We start from the raw sequence: 14242 nt of genomic DNA, 5'->3' as shown, positions 1-14242 counted from the left end.
GATACCTATGTCTGAAACCATTATTGCTATAGAAAGCTTGCGCAAGTCATTTAAAAAAGCCGCAGAACAAGATTTGCTGGTGCTTGAGGATGTTAATTTTAAACTGCAAGAAGGTGAAATCGTTGCATTACTAGGTAAATCCGGTTCAGGAAAATCTACTTTGCTGCGTATTATTGCCGGGCTTATAGCGCCTACCAGTGGAACGGTAACTTATCGAGGCAAACCGGTTACCCGCCCAGTCGATGGTATTGCGATGGTTTTTCAGTCTTTTGCTTTGATGCCATGGCTTACTGTATTAGAAAATGTAGAACTGGGGCTTGAGGCACAAGGAGTAAACCGTGAAGAGCGTCGACATCGCGCCATTGAAGCAATTGATATTATTGGCCTTGACGGTTTTGAGTCCGCTTTCCCTAAAGAGCTTTCTGGAGGGATGCGCCAACGGGTCGGTTTTGCGCGAGCTCTCGTCATTAATCCGGATGTCTTACTCATGGATGAGCCTTTTTCAGCCCTTGATGTACTCACCGCAGAAAACCTAAAATCGGACTTATTGGAATTATGGAAAGAAAAGAAAACCAATACTAATGGAATTTTATTAGTAACACATAATATTGAAGAAGCCGCTACCTTAGCCGATAGAATTGTAATTTTCGGTAATGATCCCGGCTACATTCGTGCAGAACTCCCTGTTACTTTACCGCAGCCGCGTGATCCTGAGTCTCCTGAGTTTCGGGCTTTGGTTGATAAAATTTATACGTTAATGACAACCGGCCCTAAAGAAAAGGCAAAACGAGCGCAAAGAGAACGACAAATCGGTTTGGGCTATCGGTTGCCTGACGTAGAGCCCTCAGAATTAACGGGTTTGATTGAGACAATGACTTCTTTTGAAGAGCGGATTGATTTGCCAGAACTCGCTGATGAATTAATGATGAATATTGATGATCTGTTCCCCATACTCGAAACTCTGGAGATATTAGGTTTTGCTAAAGTTTCTGCGGGGGATATTCAATTAAGCGACTTAGGAAAGCAATTTGCGGAAGCGGATCTTCAAGAACGTAAGCAACTATTTGCTCAAAGATTATTGGAAAAAGTGCCCCTGGCACGTTATATACGACGGATTTTAGATGAAAAAGTAGGTCATCGAGTTTCTGAAGAACGGTTTTTGAGTAAGCTTGAGGATTATTTAAGTGAAAAAGAAGCTGATCGGGTATTACGCACTATGATTGATTGGGGGCGTTATGCCGAGATTTTTGCCTATGATTTTAATACGGGGATCTTAAGTTTGGAAAACCCTGGTAAAGGTGCCTAATAAAAATCTTCGTCGCTTCAAAGCGGATTTCACTGTCCGCCAGTTAATAACTATAAGTTCAAAGAACACTTAAATTAACACCAATAATTCGTTATTATTTTTGTTCAAGCTGATCTAAGGTTATTTAGCATGGAGCACAAAAGAGAATATGATGAGCACTTCAAAGTAATTCTTCTTGGAGATAATGCTGTAGGGAAGTCCAGTTTAATGCACACCTATTGTGGGGGTACCCTTTATCCTTTTGATGAATATATGAGTACTATAGGTGTTGATCAAAAAATACAATCGATAAATGCCTTTAATAAGAAAATACAATTACGGATCTGGGACGCATCGGGAGCTCCGAGATTACAAAAAGTAGTAGACTCCTATTTTCGTACGGTCGATGGCGCCTTGGTTTGCTTTGATCTCTCGCAAAAGGGATCGTTACAGAATACCAAAGCATATATTGAGCGTTTACGGGCAACTAAAAAAAATGTGCCTATACTACTGGTGGGTTGTAAAGCAGATATCACCCATCGTCGAGAAATACCCACCGAACAGGCACAGCAATTGGCTGATGAGTTGGGCATTGATTATTTAGAAGTTTCTGCCCTCAAAAAAGCAAATATTGAGCAACCGTTTACTCATATCCTTGAGCAAATATATATTTCTAAGCAACTGAATAAGGTAAAGCCTACCTTAGAAGCGTATTTTCATGAATATTTAAAATTAACTAATCCCAGGAACCTTGCCGGTTTTTTTATAGAACAAGGTTTGTTATTAAGTAAAGGTGATGAGAAGCTACAAGAAGAATTCAAAACTCATTTTAAACAATTATATGATTTCAAAAATGTGGAGGAGTTAGTTGCGTTTTGTAGAAAAGCATCGGAGCTCATGGAAAGAGGGAGTGAGTTTTATAAACGGGACAATCCTGTTTTGAGTGGCTTTGTTTCAAGCCCGCTTACAAAAATAGTAAAACAAACATTAAATGTGCTAACCAATGTGTTAGGGGAGATGTTGGGTTTAGCTGCCGCAAAAGAACTGATTTCTCAGAAAAGTACCATGGCCAATGTACTTTAAATCCAACACTTGATGGCACATTCATTTAGTGGTTCAAAATACCCCCTCTCCACCTTGGGGGAGAGGGTTAGGGGTGAGGGGGTATTTACCGCATCGGCACGTTTACGGGCCGCATAGTTCACCTAAAGCAGATTACCCTTTGCGAGAAAGGTAATTCAATATTTCCAATAAACGTTCCGGACTCCCAGCCATTTGTAAATCCGTTTTATATTTATTATTCACAACAAAAGCGGGAACAGCATTAATTTGATAAGTGCCCATGAGGCTCATTCCATTTTGCACACGCATATCGATTGTTGGCGAATTTTCAAAGGCGCTTTTTGCAATTTCCTTATCGACACCTTGAGTAATAAAGAAATTGATCATCGCTTGTTTTGATTCTAAGGGTTTTTTCTCTACTTGTATGGCTTTAAAGAGTAAGGGATCCATTTTATCCGAAAGTGCGAGTGTTTTTGCAGTGTAGTAGGCCTTAGCATATAGCTCCCAAGTGGGTTTGAAGACGACGGGGACGCGTTCGAATTGGATGTTATTCCCCATTTTACTCACCCATTCATCTAAAGGTGCTTCTATTTTATAACACCAAGGACAGCCATAACTAAAAAATTCTTCAATAACGGGGGTTTTATTTTTATTATTTGTTGCTTGGGGATTACTCACAACTTGATAATCCTTACCTTCAACAAATGACGCGGCTAGAGCCATTGCGGGCAAGAGCAAGAATACAGCGATTAATTTTTTTAACATAATTTAATTTCCTAATGTAACCCTTCAATATAATGTGCAACTGCTTCCATATCATCTTGGCTCATTCTACTGCTAATATCTTGCATGATATGGTTTAAATCATTTTTTCTCTTACCGTCTTTAAATGCATTTAACTGCAAAACGGTATAAGCAGCATGCTGCCCTGAAAGCACCGGAAAGCCCGCTTGGGAATTACCTGTCCCTTTAGGACCATGACAGGCAATGCATGCCGTAATCCTTTTTGTAAAATCTCCGCCACGGTAAATTTGTTCACCACGGGAAAGAAATTTTTCAGGGGTGCTGCCTTGAGCAACAGGCATTTTAGCATAATATGCTGCCAAGTCATCCATGTCCTGCTCGTTCAGCATCGCAACAATAGCCTGCATGGTAGGCACATTGCGAAGGGCGCCCTCTTTGATGTCTTTAAGTTGTTTTATAAAGTATTTGGGATGTTGTCCTGCGATATTGGGCCAATCGGGATTGGGACTATTGCCTTGTGGACCATGGCATGCGGTACAAACCGCTGCTTTATTTGCTACGGAGTTAGCATTTTCTTGGGCAAAAAGGGTGAGTGGTACACCGAGAAGAAAAGTGAGTACAAATTTTTTCATCGATTTCTCATAATAAATTCTTGAAGTAATGGTACACTGCCTTGGTTGAAATCCGAAATATTATAATTCATATGTCAGAAAATCCTTATTCTAAAGCAATATTCTTAAAAAGTGCTGCACGCGTATCCCATTTGCCTGAGGACTCAGGATATGAAGTTGCTTTTGCCGGCCGCTCCAATGCAGGCAAGTCAAGTGCCTTAAACTGTTTAACCGGCATTAAAAATTTGGCAAGAACCAGTAAAACACCGGGACGCACCCAGTTAATTAATTTATTTGAGATTGATGCAGAGCGGCGTCTTGTCGATTTACCCGGCTACGGCTATGCCAAAGTTGCCTTACAAGTGAAACTGGATTGGCAAAAAAATTTAGCACATTATCTTGAAGTTAGAAAAAGCTTAAAAGGGTTGATCTTGTTAATGGATATTCGCCATCCTTTAAAAGATTTGGACCTGATGATGATTGATTGGGCTTTAGAGCGAGAGCTTCCAGTACATATTTTACTGACTAAGTCGGATAAATTAAGTCGCAGTGAAGTAAAAAATACGGTATTTAAAGTGCGCAAACATTATGAATTGGCAGAGCATTTAATTACGGTGCAATCTTTTTCCTCTTTAAAAAAAGCAGGGGTTGAGGAATTGATAGCTTTACTCAATCAATGGTTTGAAATAGTGTAGCCTCGCTGCGTGCAACCACGCTACACACTGAATGGGTGAGATGATTTTCTCGAGTTACCCCTTGATTTCGGCATTTTCCAATACTTTTTCTGCTTGAGCGGCACGATATTTTTTAATCGCCTCGCGATATTCAGGATATTTATTACCCAGGATAGTTACTGCGAAAATAGCTGCATTGATTGCGCCAGCTTTCCCCACCGCAAGAGTGCCAACGGGGATTCCAGCGGGCATTTGGACTATGGATAAAAGCGCATCAAGGCCATTAATGAACGTCGATGAGGGCAGGGGTACACCTAAAACAGGTACTGTGGTTTTCGCAGCAACAACGCCAGGCAAGTGCGCAGCACCGCCTGCAGCAGCGATAAAAAGTTCAACGCCACGCTGTTCTGCTGATTTGAGATATTCAAACAACGCATCAGGGGTGCGGTGGGCCGATAAAGCACGCACCTCATGAGGAATGTTAAATTTTTCCAGGGTTAAACTGGCTTCCTCCATAATGGCCCAATCTGATTTTGAACCCATCAGAATGGACACAAGTGCATTTGACATATTGCCCCCGTTAATTATTTCATTTCAGTTCGATTTAAGTATTCGTAGCCTGGGTGTAGCGATACGAACCCCGGCTTTCATTGGAGGCAATAAGCTGAATTGCTTCAATCAAAGCCTCTCCTTCCAATCCCTGTACTCTGGTTTTTAACCGCTCTGGGGTATCATCTGCTAAAACAGGACATTTCTTTTGTATAATAATCGGACCTGCATCGACTTGCTCAGTAACATAGTGCACGGTGCAGCCGGTTTTCAATTTCACCCGCATCTAAAACAGCTTGGTGAACATCAAGATTCATTAACCCTGCGTAAGCTGGTAATAAAGAAGGATGAATGTTGATTATTTTATTTTCCCAATTCGTGACAAATTCAGCAGATAAGATACGCATATAGCCAATTAAAACGATAAGATCGATGTGGTGCTGTTTGAGTGTTTCCGATAAAAAACTATCGAATTCGCTGCGACTGAATCCTTGAGGATCAATAAACAGTGATTTGATTCCGAAATGTGCGGCTTTTTCTAAAATCAGAGCATCTGCTTTATTGCTTAAAACCACTTCTATTGTTGCTGGCAAGCGCTGTTGCTTTACTGCAGCAACAACTGCGTTTAGATTCGTTCCGCGAGTGGAACCAAGTACGGCAATGCGAATCATGAGGCGCGTATCCTTTGCATATGATCAATACGTTGCTGAATTAATTGTTGTGTACCGATGTCTTCACGATGAAACAAAGGACCTTCAATCAATGAAATTTCACGTTCCGCTTTTATTTCTGCAGCAACAATGGAATCGGCAATTCCTACATAAGCGGCAGTACGCGAACCTTCAGCAATGATGTGCTGATCGACCTGATTGACTGAAGAAAGGTAGAGATGATCCTGGCAAACTACTTTTGAAAAATCAACGACAAAATTCTTCTTTGGGGTATCAGGATAGCCTTCAGGAACTGCATATTTACACACAGTAGCCTGTTTGGAAAATTGGACCTTATCATCGCTTAAGTCGCCATGAATCATTGCTTGGCATAGGGCAACAAAATCAGATTCTAAAATCGATAATACATTTAATGATTCAGGATCGCCAAAACGGGCGTTAAATTCAATGACATAAATTCCGTTTTTAGTCGCAATAAAGCTGCCATATAAAATGCCAATATAAGGTTCATCATATTCAGAAGACAATGCCTGAAAGACGGCATTGTTAATCGCTAGCGCTTCGTGTACGTCGTGAGGCGTTAAAAAAGGCAAGCGATGGTCGGTGTCTGAATAACTACCCATACCGCCCGTATTAGGACCTCGATCGCCGTTATAAGCACGTTTATGGTCTTGCACCAAAGGCATGGGAATGAGCTTTTTGCCATCTGCAAAACACATGAAGGAAAATTCCTGGCCAATCAGTTTTTCTTCGATGAGAATCGTTTGTTTTTTATCAAGAATTTCCTGACAAAAATGCAAGGCCTCAGCAATTGAGTGCAAGTGTTCTCCTGCGACTTTAACCCCTTTGCCCCCCATTAAGCCATTGGCTTTAATGACGTAATTGCCTTCCCCAAGCTCAGAGAGGAATGCTTCAACTTGATTGAGGGTTGTAAATTTTTGATAACGTGGCAGACCGGCAATCTGATGTTTTTTCATTAAATCACGGGCAAACTCTTTAGAGGTTTCAATTTGCGCCAATTCTTTTTTCGGTCCGATGGTTGGGATTCCTGTGTGCCATAATGCATCAGCCATGCCTTGTTCAAGGGGGGCTTCTGGACCAATAATCGCTAATTCAATTCCCCAGAGTTTTGCCTTGGAGACAACTGCAGCACAATCGGTAATATCCCCAGCAGCATAGTGTTCTGTGAGATGATGGATGCCTGGGTTGATTGCCGTCCCATAACAAAATAATGAAGGTCGTTGTGGTGAACGGTGTAGTGCTTTGATGAGTGCATGTTCACGCGCACCAGAACCGATAACAAGAATGTTCATTCAATGTCCTCTTTTTTTGGGGAAATACCTCTACTTGTTTCACGTTGTAGTTCAAGTTGCTTCATTTTTTCTGCAGTGAGCTTTTTACAAAAGTAATCACCATCCATACACGCCATGCAGGGTTTCTTGATTTGATGTTCCCCCCGACGCGTTACGGCTTCAACCAAGTCCTCGTGGGATTGATAGAGTAACGCATCCACACCGAGATAGTTGGCAATTTCATCATCACTTTGATTTGCAGCAATTAACTCTTTGCGTGAGGGAATATCAATACCACTAAAACAGGGATTTTTAAGTGCGGGTGACGTGGAGGCAAAATAAATTTGTTTCGCACCAGACTCTCTTACCATTTTGACAATTTCGCGAGAGGTGGTGCCTCGAACAATACTGTCATCGATAATCATGACTATTTTATTTTTAATTTCCGTTGGTTGCGGGGTTAGTTTGTAACGAATATTCCGACTTCTGGCCTTTTGATTGGGCATAATAAACGTACGGCCTATAAAAGGATTTTTATACAGTCCCTCAGAATACCGTACCCCTAGTTCGCTGGCAAAAGACAACGCGGCGGTATTGGCCGTGAACGGGGCAGGGATAACAATATCTGGGATAAGATCGGGATGTTTTTTCTTCCATTGGATCGCCAAATTTTGTCCCATCCGTAAACGTGAACGGTAAACGCTGACGTTATTGAGCGTTGCATCTGGGCGGGCGAAATAAACGTATTCAAAAACGCAAGGTCTGAATTCTTGCGTCTTCAAAACGCGACGGTGCATCGTCCCCTTTAAATCAATAAAGGCAACTTCACCAGGTAAAATATCTCCTTTGGGCTCAAAGCCTAAGGCATAAAAAGGGGTGGTTTCTGATGCAAAAATTGTATCTACAGTGCCATCAGGATTTTCACGTGTTCCCCAAACTAAAGGGCGAATCCCGTGCGGGTCACGAAAGGCAACCAGTCCCTTACCAATAATCACAGAAACAATCGAATAAGCTCCTTCCATGCGCTCAAAAATATGTGAGACTGCTTGGGTCAGTAGTTCGAAAAAGCGGTCATTGTTTTCCTCATTACTGGCGGCATTACTGGCCAGATTATCCGCAAGCATCAGTAATAGGGCTTCAGAATCGAGGGATGTGTTGAGATGTCGATGTTGTTTTAAACGAATTTCATCGGCCAATTCTTGGTAATTCGACAAATTGCCATTATGTGCCAGCGCTATGCCACGGGGGCTACCAATCCATAAGGGTTGGACATCGGTTTCCGTATAGCCGCCTGCGGTAGGATAACGAACATGACCAATGCCTATGTTCCCCATGAGCGGGGAAACATTGTCTGGCGTAAAAATTTCACGTACCAAACCCAATCCATGTTTTGTGTAGAACCGCTGATCGCAAGTCAGGATGCCAGCGGCATCCTGACCTCGATGTTGTAAATGGATAAGACTCTCATATAATTCAGAGGCTACTGGTTCGTGACTGTAAATACCTACTATCCCACACATTGATTATGTTATCCCAAGTAATTTGCAATATGACGCATGATCCGTTGCTCAGCAGGTTCTTTATGTTCCGCAAAGCTGAACTTTTTGCCTGTGATTCGTTCATACAACTGAATGTAGCGTGATGAGAGCTCTTCAATTAATTCTTGTGGTGCTTGTGGAAGTTGCTCATCATGATAAGGGTCTGAATTTTTTGCAAACCATAGTCGCAAGAATTCCTTATCAATATTTTCGGGTTCTAATCCAGCAGTAATGCGGTCATGATAACTGTCGGCAAGCCAATAACGACTGGAGTCGGGCGTATGGATTTCATCGACTACGATAATGTTCCCCTCCGCATCACGACCAAACTCATATTTGGTATCCACTAAAATCAAACCATGATTTTTAGCGATTTTAGCACCCCGTTGAAACAGTTTCAGTGCTAAAGCACTGGCTTCTAACCAATCCGCTTCGCTCATCCATCCTTCAGAAATAATTTCAGCTGGCGCAATAGGGCGGTCATGAATTTTTTCTTTAGTGGTTGGCGTCAAAACCGGCTGTTCCAATTGCTGATTTTTTCTTAATCCTTCAGGAAAAGTAATCCCACAATATTCACGCACCCCCTTTTGATATTGAGTCCAAAGCGAAGTGCCGGTTGTTCCACTAATGTAACCTCTCACTACAAACTCAATGGGAAAAACGGAGCATTTTTTGGCAATAACCACATTGGGATCGGGAACCGCAATGATGTGATTAGGAACAAGATTTTTGGTTTGTTCAAACCACCACGCACTGGTTAAATTAAGTACCGCACCTTTGTAAGGAATGAGGGCAAGATGCCGATCAAAGGCGGTGAGCCTATCGGTAGTAACGAGCATGATGAAATGACCCAAATCGTATGCATCTCTTACTTTTCCTTGATATTTTTTGCCTACAGGTAAATTCGTTTGATCCAAGCAAAAAGCTAAAGCTTCTCGAATTTCTTTGTCATAACGCGTGGATGTATCGGTAGCATTCATGAGCATAGGGGTTTCCAATAATGTGAGTTAACAAAATAGGGTCTATTAACGTAGAAACATCAGTTTCCTCGCTAGTAAACTGCCATAAAACACCGTGATGTATTGTATTTATTTTTGGTAATTCATAGTGGGTATTCAGGGTTTGTAGCGTTTGTTGCCCTTTTAGGTCTTCTTTTGCACGAACGAGATACGCGAAAGTATTTTTCGAGTTAAGTTCGTTAAGGGAAACTTCACGCTCCTTTCGATCCGAATATAAAAGTCCAGTATTTTTGAGCTGAGCGAACTCTTCTGCAGAATCACAATCAATTTCCCAGTGTTCGAAACGATTCACTGTTACGGGAAAACCTAAGCGTCTTAAGGTTTTTTGTACCGTCAAGGCTTGGTTGTCCGTGATAATGAGTTTGACCAGACAAAGATAACTGGCTGGATTTTTATTGAAATTTTTGAGGTTGACTGCCATTCCTTCCCGCGCCTTCGTTGCAGGATCCAATTCAAGCGAGGACTCTGGAACGACGGCATCTACACCCAAGCGACCAGTACGTTCTTTTATATAATCACGCATGGACGCAAAAATTGGATCGCCATTAATCGTGCGCTCCGGATGCGGCATCATCGCCATGACATTTCCAGCCTGATTGGTAATGGCAGCAATATTGCCTGCAGAGCCATTAGGATTAGTCGGGAAATTATCAATGATCTTGCCTTCGGCATCGCAATATTGGAATAAATTTAAACCTTGCTGCTCTATTTTCTTTAACAAAGCATCGGGCATTAAAAAACGCCCTTGCGCATGGGCAATGGGAAGATGAATTAAATCGGTGGTTTTCAGATGACGGGTAAATGCATTATGTTGATGATTTGCTGCTAATCGCATGTGCACCCAGGCATTATAAAAACCCGTGCCTACTATTTTGCCATTGGCAATACGCTTATTTTCAGTCAGAGCCATACTAATCTCATCTTGGTCAAAGCCGGGCACTAAACCTGATTCGACAAGTATTTGGGCCCCATTGCAGATTCCAAATACCGGTTTGCCTTGCTCACTCTGGGCTTTGATTTCTTGAATTACCGGATCTAGTGCGGCAATAATGCCTGCGCGGGAACGATCTTCATAAGAAAACCCCCCAATAAGGATATACCCATCTAAGTGACGTAGCTTCTCTAAAGGTTCATTCCACAAAAACTCAACGGGCTCCATGCCAGCACGTTTGACCGCAAGCGCCGTTTCTCGTTCACAATTGGAACCTGGAAATTGAATTAAACCAATGCGTATCATAACAGTTTCACCATTTGATCTCCTCTTACAACCTGTCCAATTTCATAAAGAGGGAACGATGGAAAATCACGGAGTACTTCGCGTACAGCAGATAATGTTTCTGGTGCTATAAAAAGAACCAAACCCGCGCCCATATTAAACGTACGATACATATGCTCATCATCCAAATGGCCTAATTTACGTAATAAATTGAAGATAGCTAATTCAGGAATCCGATTTTTATGAATTTCTACACCACAATGTTGCGGTAAAATACGGGGGATGTTCTCCAGTAAACCACCACCGGTGATGTGCGCCATGCCCTTAATGGGAATGTTTTTTTCCAAAATGCTCAAAATCGGCCTGGTGTAGTTAATATGAGGGGTTAAAAGCTCTTCACCAATACTATGGGAAAAATCTTGGAATTGAGATTCAACTTTGTAGCCCGCAACATCAAAGAGCAATTTTCTGGCTAATGAATAACCATTGGTATGCAAGCCACTTGAAGGAAAGCACACCAGCAGATCGCCTTCACAGATGGCTTTGCCCTCAATGGCTTTATTTTTTTCAACTACCCCGGTAATAACGCCGACCAAATCCAGTTCGCCAGGTAAATAAGTACCGGGCATTTCTGCAGTTTCACCGCCGACTAAAGAGATGTGGTTTTCTTTACAGGCCTGGACCATGCCCTTAATGATTTGCTCAACGATTTCCGGTTTTAATTTGTCGTTGGCAATGTAATCAAGCAGCGTAAGCGGTTTGGCGCCTAAAACGATAATGTCATTGGTTGTGGCACTGACTAAATCAATCCCGATGGTATCGAATTTTTGCATCATTTTGGCGACCATCATTTTTGTGCCCACCCCATCAATGCTTTGTACCAGAACCGGATGCTCGTAATCTTGCAGCAGAGTTTTGAGATCGTACATGGCACCGAAGCTGCCGATCCCGGTCAGTACATGCGGCGAGAAGGTGCTTTCTACCGATTTTTTAATACTACGAACCGCTTCATTGCCTGCTTCTATGTCTACACCGGCAGCTTTATAATCAATAATTGACATTATATGAGCCTCTCAACTAAACCATTGTTCCAGGCAGTTTTGGCTGCACTGATTGACAGATTGATAACCGAATTCATTATCAAGGTTGGGGTTACTGTGGTTTCACCTATAGTTTGAAACGCTACAGAATATTGTTGGAATATTTGTTCCAGCGCGCTTATATTTTCCGGGGAAACTTCGAGGATGAATCCGCCGCTTTCTGAAAACAACTTTTTATCATTGGGCAAATCACCGGAAATAAAAACATTCACTCCAATTTCATTTTTAAAGCTCATTTCTGCGAGCGCAACCGCGATGCCGCCTTCGGAAATATCATGAGCTGACCATACTAGACCTGCCTGCATGGCTGCATGTACTGCGCTGATCTCATCGGCAAATGCAGCAAGATCCGGTTTAGGGAGTTGGCTGCCCAGTTGATTGTGTAACTGATAATACACGCTGCCACCACATTCATCTTTACGTGCTCCAACCATCAACAGCACTGAATTAGGATGCTTGAAATCATAAGTGACTGTTTTCGATAAATCATTCATTGCACCAAGGCAACTGATTATAGGGCTTGGTGGGATGGCGCCTTGGGCTGATTCGTTATACAGCGACACATTCCCTGAAATAATAGGGAGGCTTACACTGCGATCAGTAAACATTTTTACGGCATGACACGCATCGACTATCCCACGCACAGAGTCAACAAACTCACCCATTTGCTCGCTATTTTCGGGATTGCCGAAGCACAAACAGTCGGTCAAAGCCAGAGGCCAGGCACCTACTGCGATGATATTACGCACGGATTCGATGACGGCATTCACCGCCCCCCAATAGGCATCAATTTTGTTATAACGGGGATTATGATCGACGGATAAAGCAACGCCCGTGCGCTGAATTTCTTCGGGGTACTTATCCTCATTAAAGGGGGCAATTACTCCTGCATCAGCCCATCCTGGCTCCACAACAGAACGACCTTGAACCTGCTTATCATAACTTTCATAAATGGGGGCACGTGAAGCAATGTTTTCATGAGCCAGCAAACTCAATAATTCTTCATTGAAATCACTCACGATAATGGGCTGTGGTTCACTGTGCGAGTGTTGTTTTGAGCTGTAGGGACGATCGTAAAGAATACCTTTGGTAATGTCTTCTGCTCGCGCCGAGACAATTTCTTTTCCTTGGGCTTTAGCGACATATAAGCCATCATTTCTTATTTTACCCACTACCGTTGCTTGTGCTCCATCGCAGATTTCTGGAAGTGCAAAACGCGTGTTGTAATGGTTTAAGAAGGTCTCCACCAATTCTTTGGGAACAACCCACATAAAGCGTTCCTGAGTTTCGGAACATAAGACCACAGCGGGTAGTAAATTGTTCATACTGGTTGGCACCAGATCAAGATTGATTTCTGCCCCATAGCCACTGGCTTCTGCCAATTCAACGCTGGCGCATGCAATTCCTCCGGCACCTAAATCCTTGAAGCCAACGCGATCAATGAGATTTTTTTTCGCGCAGGAATTCAAACATCGCATAATTGGCTTTAAGAATATGTCTTTGTAAAAACGCATTGGGCTCTTGTACGGCGCCTTTATTTTGTTCTTGTTGCTCTTCACTCAAAGTGGCTGAAGCAAAAGCCGCACCGCCAAAACCACTGTTATCTGTGGGTTTACCGACTAATATAAATTGGTAATCTTCTGCATTAGGGGGTGCATAGGAGTGGATAATGTGATCTTCTCTGACTACACCCAAGGTCACTACAGTAACGAGACAATTTTCATTATACGCTTCGTCATAATATGTATCACCACCGAGATTGGGAATGCCAAGGGGATTGGCATAGCCCGCAATTCCTTGCACTACGCCCTGATGGATCCATTTTGTTTTGGGACGGTTAATATCTCCAAAGCGCAAACTGTCGGCAACGGCAATGACTTCAGCGCCCATGCAGCAAACGTCACGCACATTTCCACCCACTCCTGTTGCCGCCCCTTCGAAGGGTACAAGTTGTGAGGGATGATTGTGTGATTCATGACTGACTACAATACCATAGCGTCTATTTAGTTTATCTGTAGCTACTGCCACAATCCCGGCGTCCTCTTTGGGGCCTAGGATGACGTGGGGTGCTTTCGTATTAAATTGGTTAAGGTGTTTGCGACTGCTCTTATAGGAACAATGTTCCGAACCCTGAATTGACCATAAGACACATTCAGCGTAGGTTGGTGGTCTTTTTAGTAAGGTATTTTGAATGGTGAGGGCTTCTTCGGGAGTGAGGCGCAAGCTAAAACGTTGGAGTAAATGAGCTATTTCCTCCAAGGACAGCTGAGAAAAATCAAAACAATCCGGGGCATCTTGCATTTTAGTGGATCTGACTGGTAGCTAAAACGTGTCTAATTTTACTGGTATTTCGCATATAAAGCAATACATATTTTGCATTTACTTGACAAATTGGTCAAAAATTTACAATATTGGGGCGTGCAACTTTAGCCTGGATGCAGTACAAAAAAAGCCCGGGTTAAGTAATTCACATTCTCGAAA

The 14242-nt window shown here is 42.5% G+C and carries 13 protein-coding genes and 1 pseudogene; 3 read left to right on the top strand and 11 right to left on the bottom strand.

The genetic code is table 11. The features are described from left to right. Nucleotides 1-7 precede the first annotated feature (7 nt). Both EL022_RS02510 and EL022_RS02505 read left to right on the top strand, forming a co-directional pair. Complete coding sequence (locus tag EL022_RS02510; RefSeq protein ID WP_028381574.1) at nucleotides 8-1306, top strand: ABC transporter ATP-binding protein; 1299 nt, start codon at nucleotides 8-10, stop codon at nucleotides 1304-1306. A gap of 129 nt (nucleotides 1307-1435) precedes the next feature. Then, complete coding sequence (locus EL022_RS02505; RefSeq protein WP_028381575.1) at nucleotides 1436-2368, top strand: Rab family GTPase; 933 nt, start codon at nucleotides 1436-1438, stop codon at nucleotides 2366-2368. A 132-nt stretch (nucleotides 2369-2500) separates the two neighbouring features. Here EL022_RS02505 and EL022_RS02500 read toward each other — a convergent pair whose 3' ends face one another. Next, nucleotides 2501-3112 (bottom strand): thiol:disulfide interchange protein DsbA/DsbL, encoded by a 612-nt coding sequence (locus EL022_RS02500; RefSeq protein WP_028381576.1) that lies wholly within the window; start codon nucleotides 3110-3112, stop codon nucleotides 2501-2503. Nucleotides 3113-3123: 11 nt separating this feature from the next. Beyond that, a complete protein-coding gene (locus EL022_RS02495) occupies nucleotides 3124-3723 on the bottom strand; it encodes a c-type cytochrome (RefSeq protein ID WP_028381577.1) in 600 nt (199 codons plus the stop codon). Nucleotides 3724-3794: 71 nt separating this feature from the next. Here EL022_RS02495 and yihA point away from each other — a divergent pair, with 71 nt between their 5' ends. Beyond that, nucleotides 3795-4397 (top strand): ribosome biogenesis GTP-binding protein YihA/YsxC, encoded by a 603-nt coding sequence (yihA, locus tag EL022_RS02490; RefSeq protein WP_028381578.1) that lies wholly within the window; start codon nucleotides 3795-3797, stop codon nucleotides 4395-4397. A gap of 54 nt (nucleotides 4398-4451) precedes the next feature. On the opposite strand, the gene purE is transcribed toward yihA, so the two are convergent. From purE to EL022_RS16230, 9 genes and pseudogenes are all read right to left on the bottom strand, one after another. Then, the gene (gene purE, locus EL022_RS02485; RefSeq protein WP_028381579.1) at nucleotides 4452-4946 is read right to left on the bottom strand and encodes a 5-(carboxyamino)imidazole ribonucleotide mutase; all 495 of its coding nucleotides are present in this window, start codon (nucleotides 4944-4946) and stop codon (nucleotides 4452-4454) included. A gap of 34 nt (nucleotides 4947-4980) precedes the next feature. Further along, nucleotides 4981-5596: pseudogene (gene purN / locus EL022_RS02480) on the bottom strand (phosphoribosylglycinamide formyltransferase). Beyond that, on the bottom strand, nucleotides 5593-6909 hold the full coding sequence (purD, locus tag EL022_RS02475; RefSeq protein ID WP_028381581.1) for a phosphoribosylamine--glycine ligase: 1317 nt from the start codon (nucleotides 6907-6909) through the stop codon (nucleotides 5593-5595). Before purD ends, purN begins: the two are co-directional and overlap by 4 nt. Further along, nucleotides 6906-8408 (bottom strand): amidophosphoribosyltransferase, encoded by a 1503-nt coding sequence (gene purF, locus EL022_RS02470; protein ID WP_028381582.1) that lies wholly within the window; start codon nucleotides 8406-8408, stop codon nucleotides 6906-6908. Before purF ends, purD begins: the two co-directional genes overlap by 4 nt. 8 nt (nucleotides 8409-8416) lie before the next feature. Then, a complete protein-coding gene (locus tag EL022_RS02465) occupies nucleotides 8417-9412 on the bottom strand; it encodes a phosphoribosylaminoimidazolesuccinocarboxamide synthase (protein WP_028381583.1) in 996 nt (331 codons plus the stop codon). Then, nucleotides 9375-10682 (bottom strand): phosphoribosylformylglycinamidine synthase I, encoded by a 1308-nt coding sequence (purQ, locus tag EL022_RS02460; RefSeq protein WP_035901007.1) that lies wholly within the window; start codon nucleotides 10680-10682, stop codon nucleotides 9375-9377. The genes EL022_RS02465 and purQ overlap by 38 nt, the downstream gene beginning before the upstream one ends. Further along, a complete protein-coding gene (gene purM / locus EL022_RS02455; RefSeq protein WP_028381585.1) occupies nucleotides 10679-11722 on the bottom strand; it encodes a phosphoribosylformylglycinamidine cyclo-ligase in 1044 nt (347 codons plus the stop codon). Before purM ends, purQ begins: the two co-directional genes overlap by 4 nt. Further along, a complete protein-coding gene (locus EL022_RS02450; protein ID WP_241972232.1) occupies nucleotides 11722-13275 on the bottom strand; it encodes an AIR synthase-related protein in 1554 nt (517 codons plus the stop codon). The genes purM and EL022_RS02450 overlap by 1 nt, the downstream gene beginning before the upstream one ends. Continuing rightward, nucleotides 13199-14062 (bottom strand): AIR synthase related protein, encoded by an 864-nt coding sequence (locus EL022_RS16230; RefSeq protein WP_241972231.1) that lies wholly within the window; start codon nucleotides 14060-14062, stop codon nucleotides 13199-13201. Before EL022_RS16230 ends, EL022_RS02450 begins: the two co-directional genes overlap by 77 nt. Nucleotides 14063-14242 lie beyond the last annotated feature (180 nt).

Source organism: Legionella cherrii (assembly GCF_900635815.1).
GTDB classification, from domain to species: Bacteria; Pseudomonadota; Gammaproteobacteria; order Legionellales; family Legionellaceae; genus Legionella; species Legionella cherrii.
The sequence above is the reverse complement of the archived record's forward strand: the minus strand, read 5'-3'. Positions and strand labels throughout refer to the sequence as shown.

Excerpts from the sequence above, each read along its gene's own strand:
- EL022_RS02510 (WP_028381574.1), top strand. The coding sequence starts at position 8 with ATGTCTGAAACCATTATTGCTATAGAAAGCTTGCGCAAGTCATTTAAA.
- EL022_RS02505 (WP_028381575.1), top strand. The coding sequence starts at position 1,436 with ATGGAGCACAAAAGAGAATATGATGAGCACTTCAAAGTAATTCTTCTT.
- EL022_RS02500 (WP_028381576.1), bottom strand. The coding sequence starts at position 3,112 with ATGTTAAAAAAATTAATCGCTGTATTCTTGCTCTTGCCCGCAATGGCT.
- EL022_RS02495 (WP_028381577.1), bottom strand. The coding sequence starts at position 3,723 with ATGAAAAAATTTGTACTCACTTTTCTTCTCGGTGTACCACTCACCCTT.
- yihA (WP_028381578.1), top strand. The coding sequence starts at position 3,795 with ATGTCAGAAAATCCTTATTCTAAAGCAATATTCTTAAAAAGTGCTGCA.
- purE (WP_028381579.1), bottom strand. The coding sequence starts at position 4,946 with ATGTCAAATGCACTTGTGTCCATTCTGATGGGTTCAAAATCAGATTGG.
- purD (WP_028381581.1), bottom strand. The coding sequence starts at position 6,909 with ATGAACATTCTTGTTATCGGTTCTGGTGCGCGTGAACATGCACTCATC.
- purF (WP_028381582.1), bottom strand. The coding sequence starts at position 8,408 with ATGTGTGGGATAGTAGGTATTTACAGTCACGAACCAGTAGCCTCTGAA.
- EL022_RS02465 (WP_028381583.1), bottom strand. The coding sequence starts at position 9,412 with ATGCTCATGAATGCTACCGATACATCCACGCGTTATGACAAAGAAATT.
- purQ (WP_035901007.1), bottom strand. The coding sequence starts at position 10,682 with ATGATACGCATTGGTTTAATTCAATTTCCAGGTTCCAATTGTGAACGA.
- purM (WP_028381585.1), bottom strand. The coding sequence starts at position 11,722 with ATGTCAATTATTGATTATAAAGCTGCCGGTGTAGACATAGAAGCAGGC.
- EL022_RS02450 (WP_241972232.1), bottom strand. The coding sequence starts at position 13,275 with ATGCGTTTTTACAAAGACATATTCTTAAAGCCAATTATGCGATGTTTG.
- EL022_RS16230 (WP_241972231.1), bottom strand. The coding sequence starts at position 14,062 with ATGCAAGATGCCCCGGATTGTTTTGATTTTTCTCAGCTGTCCTTGGAG.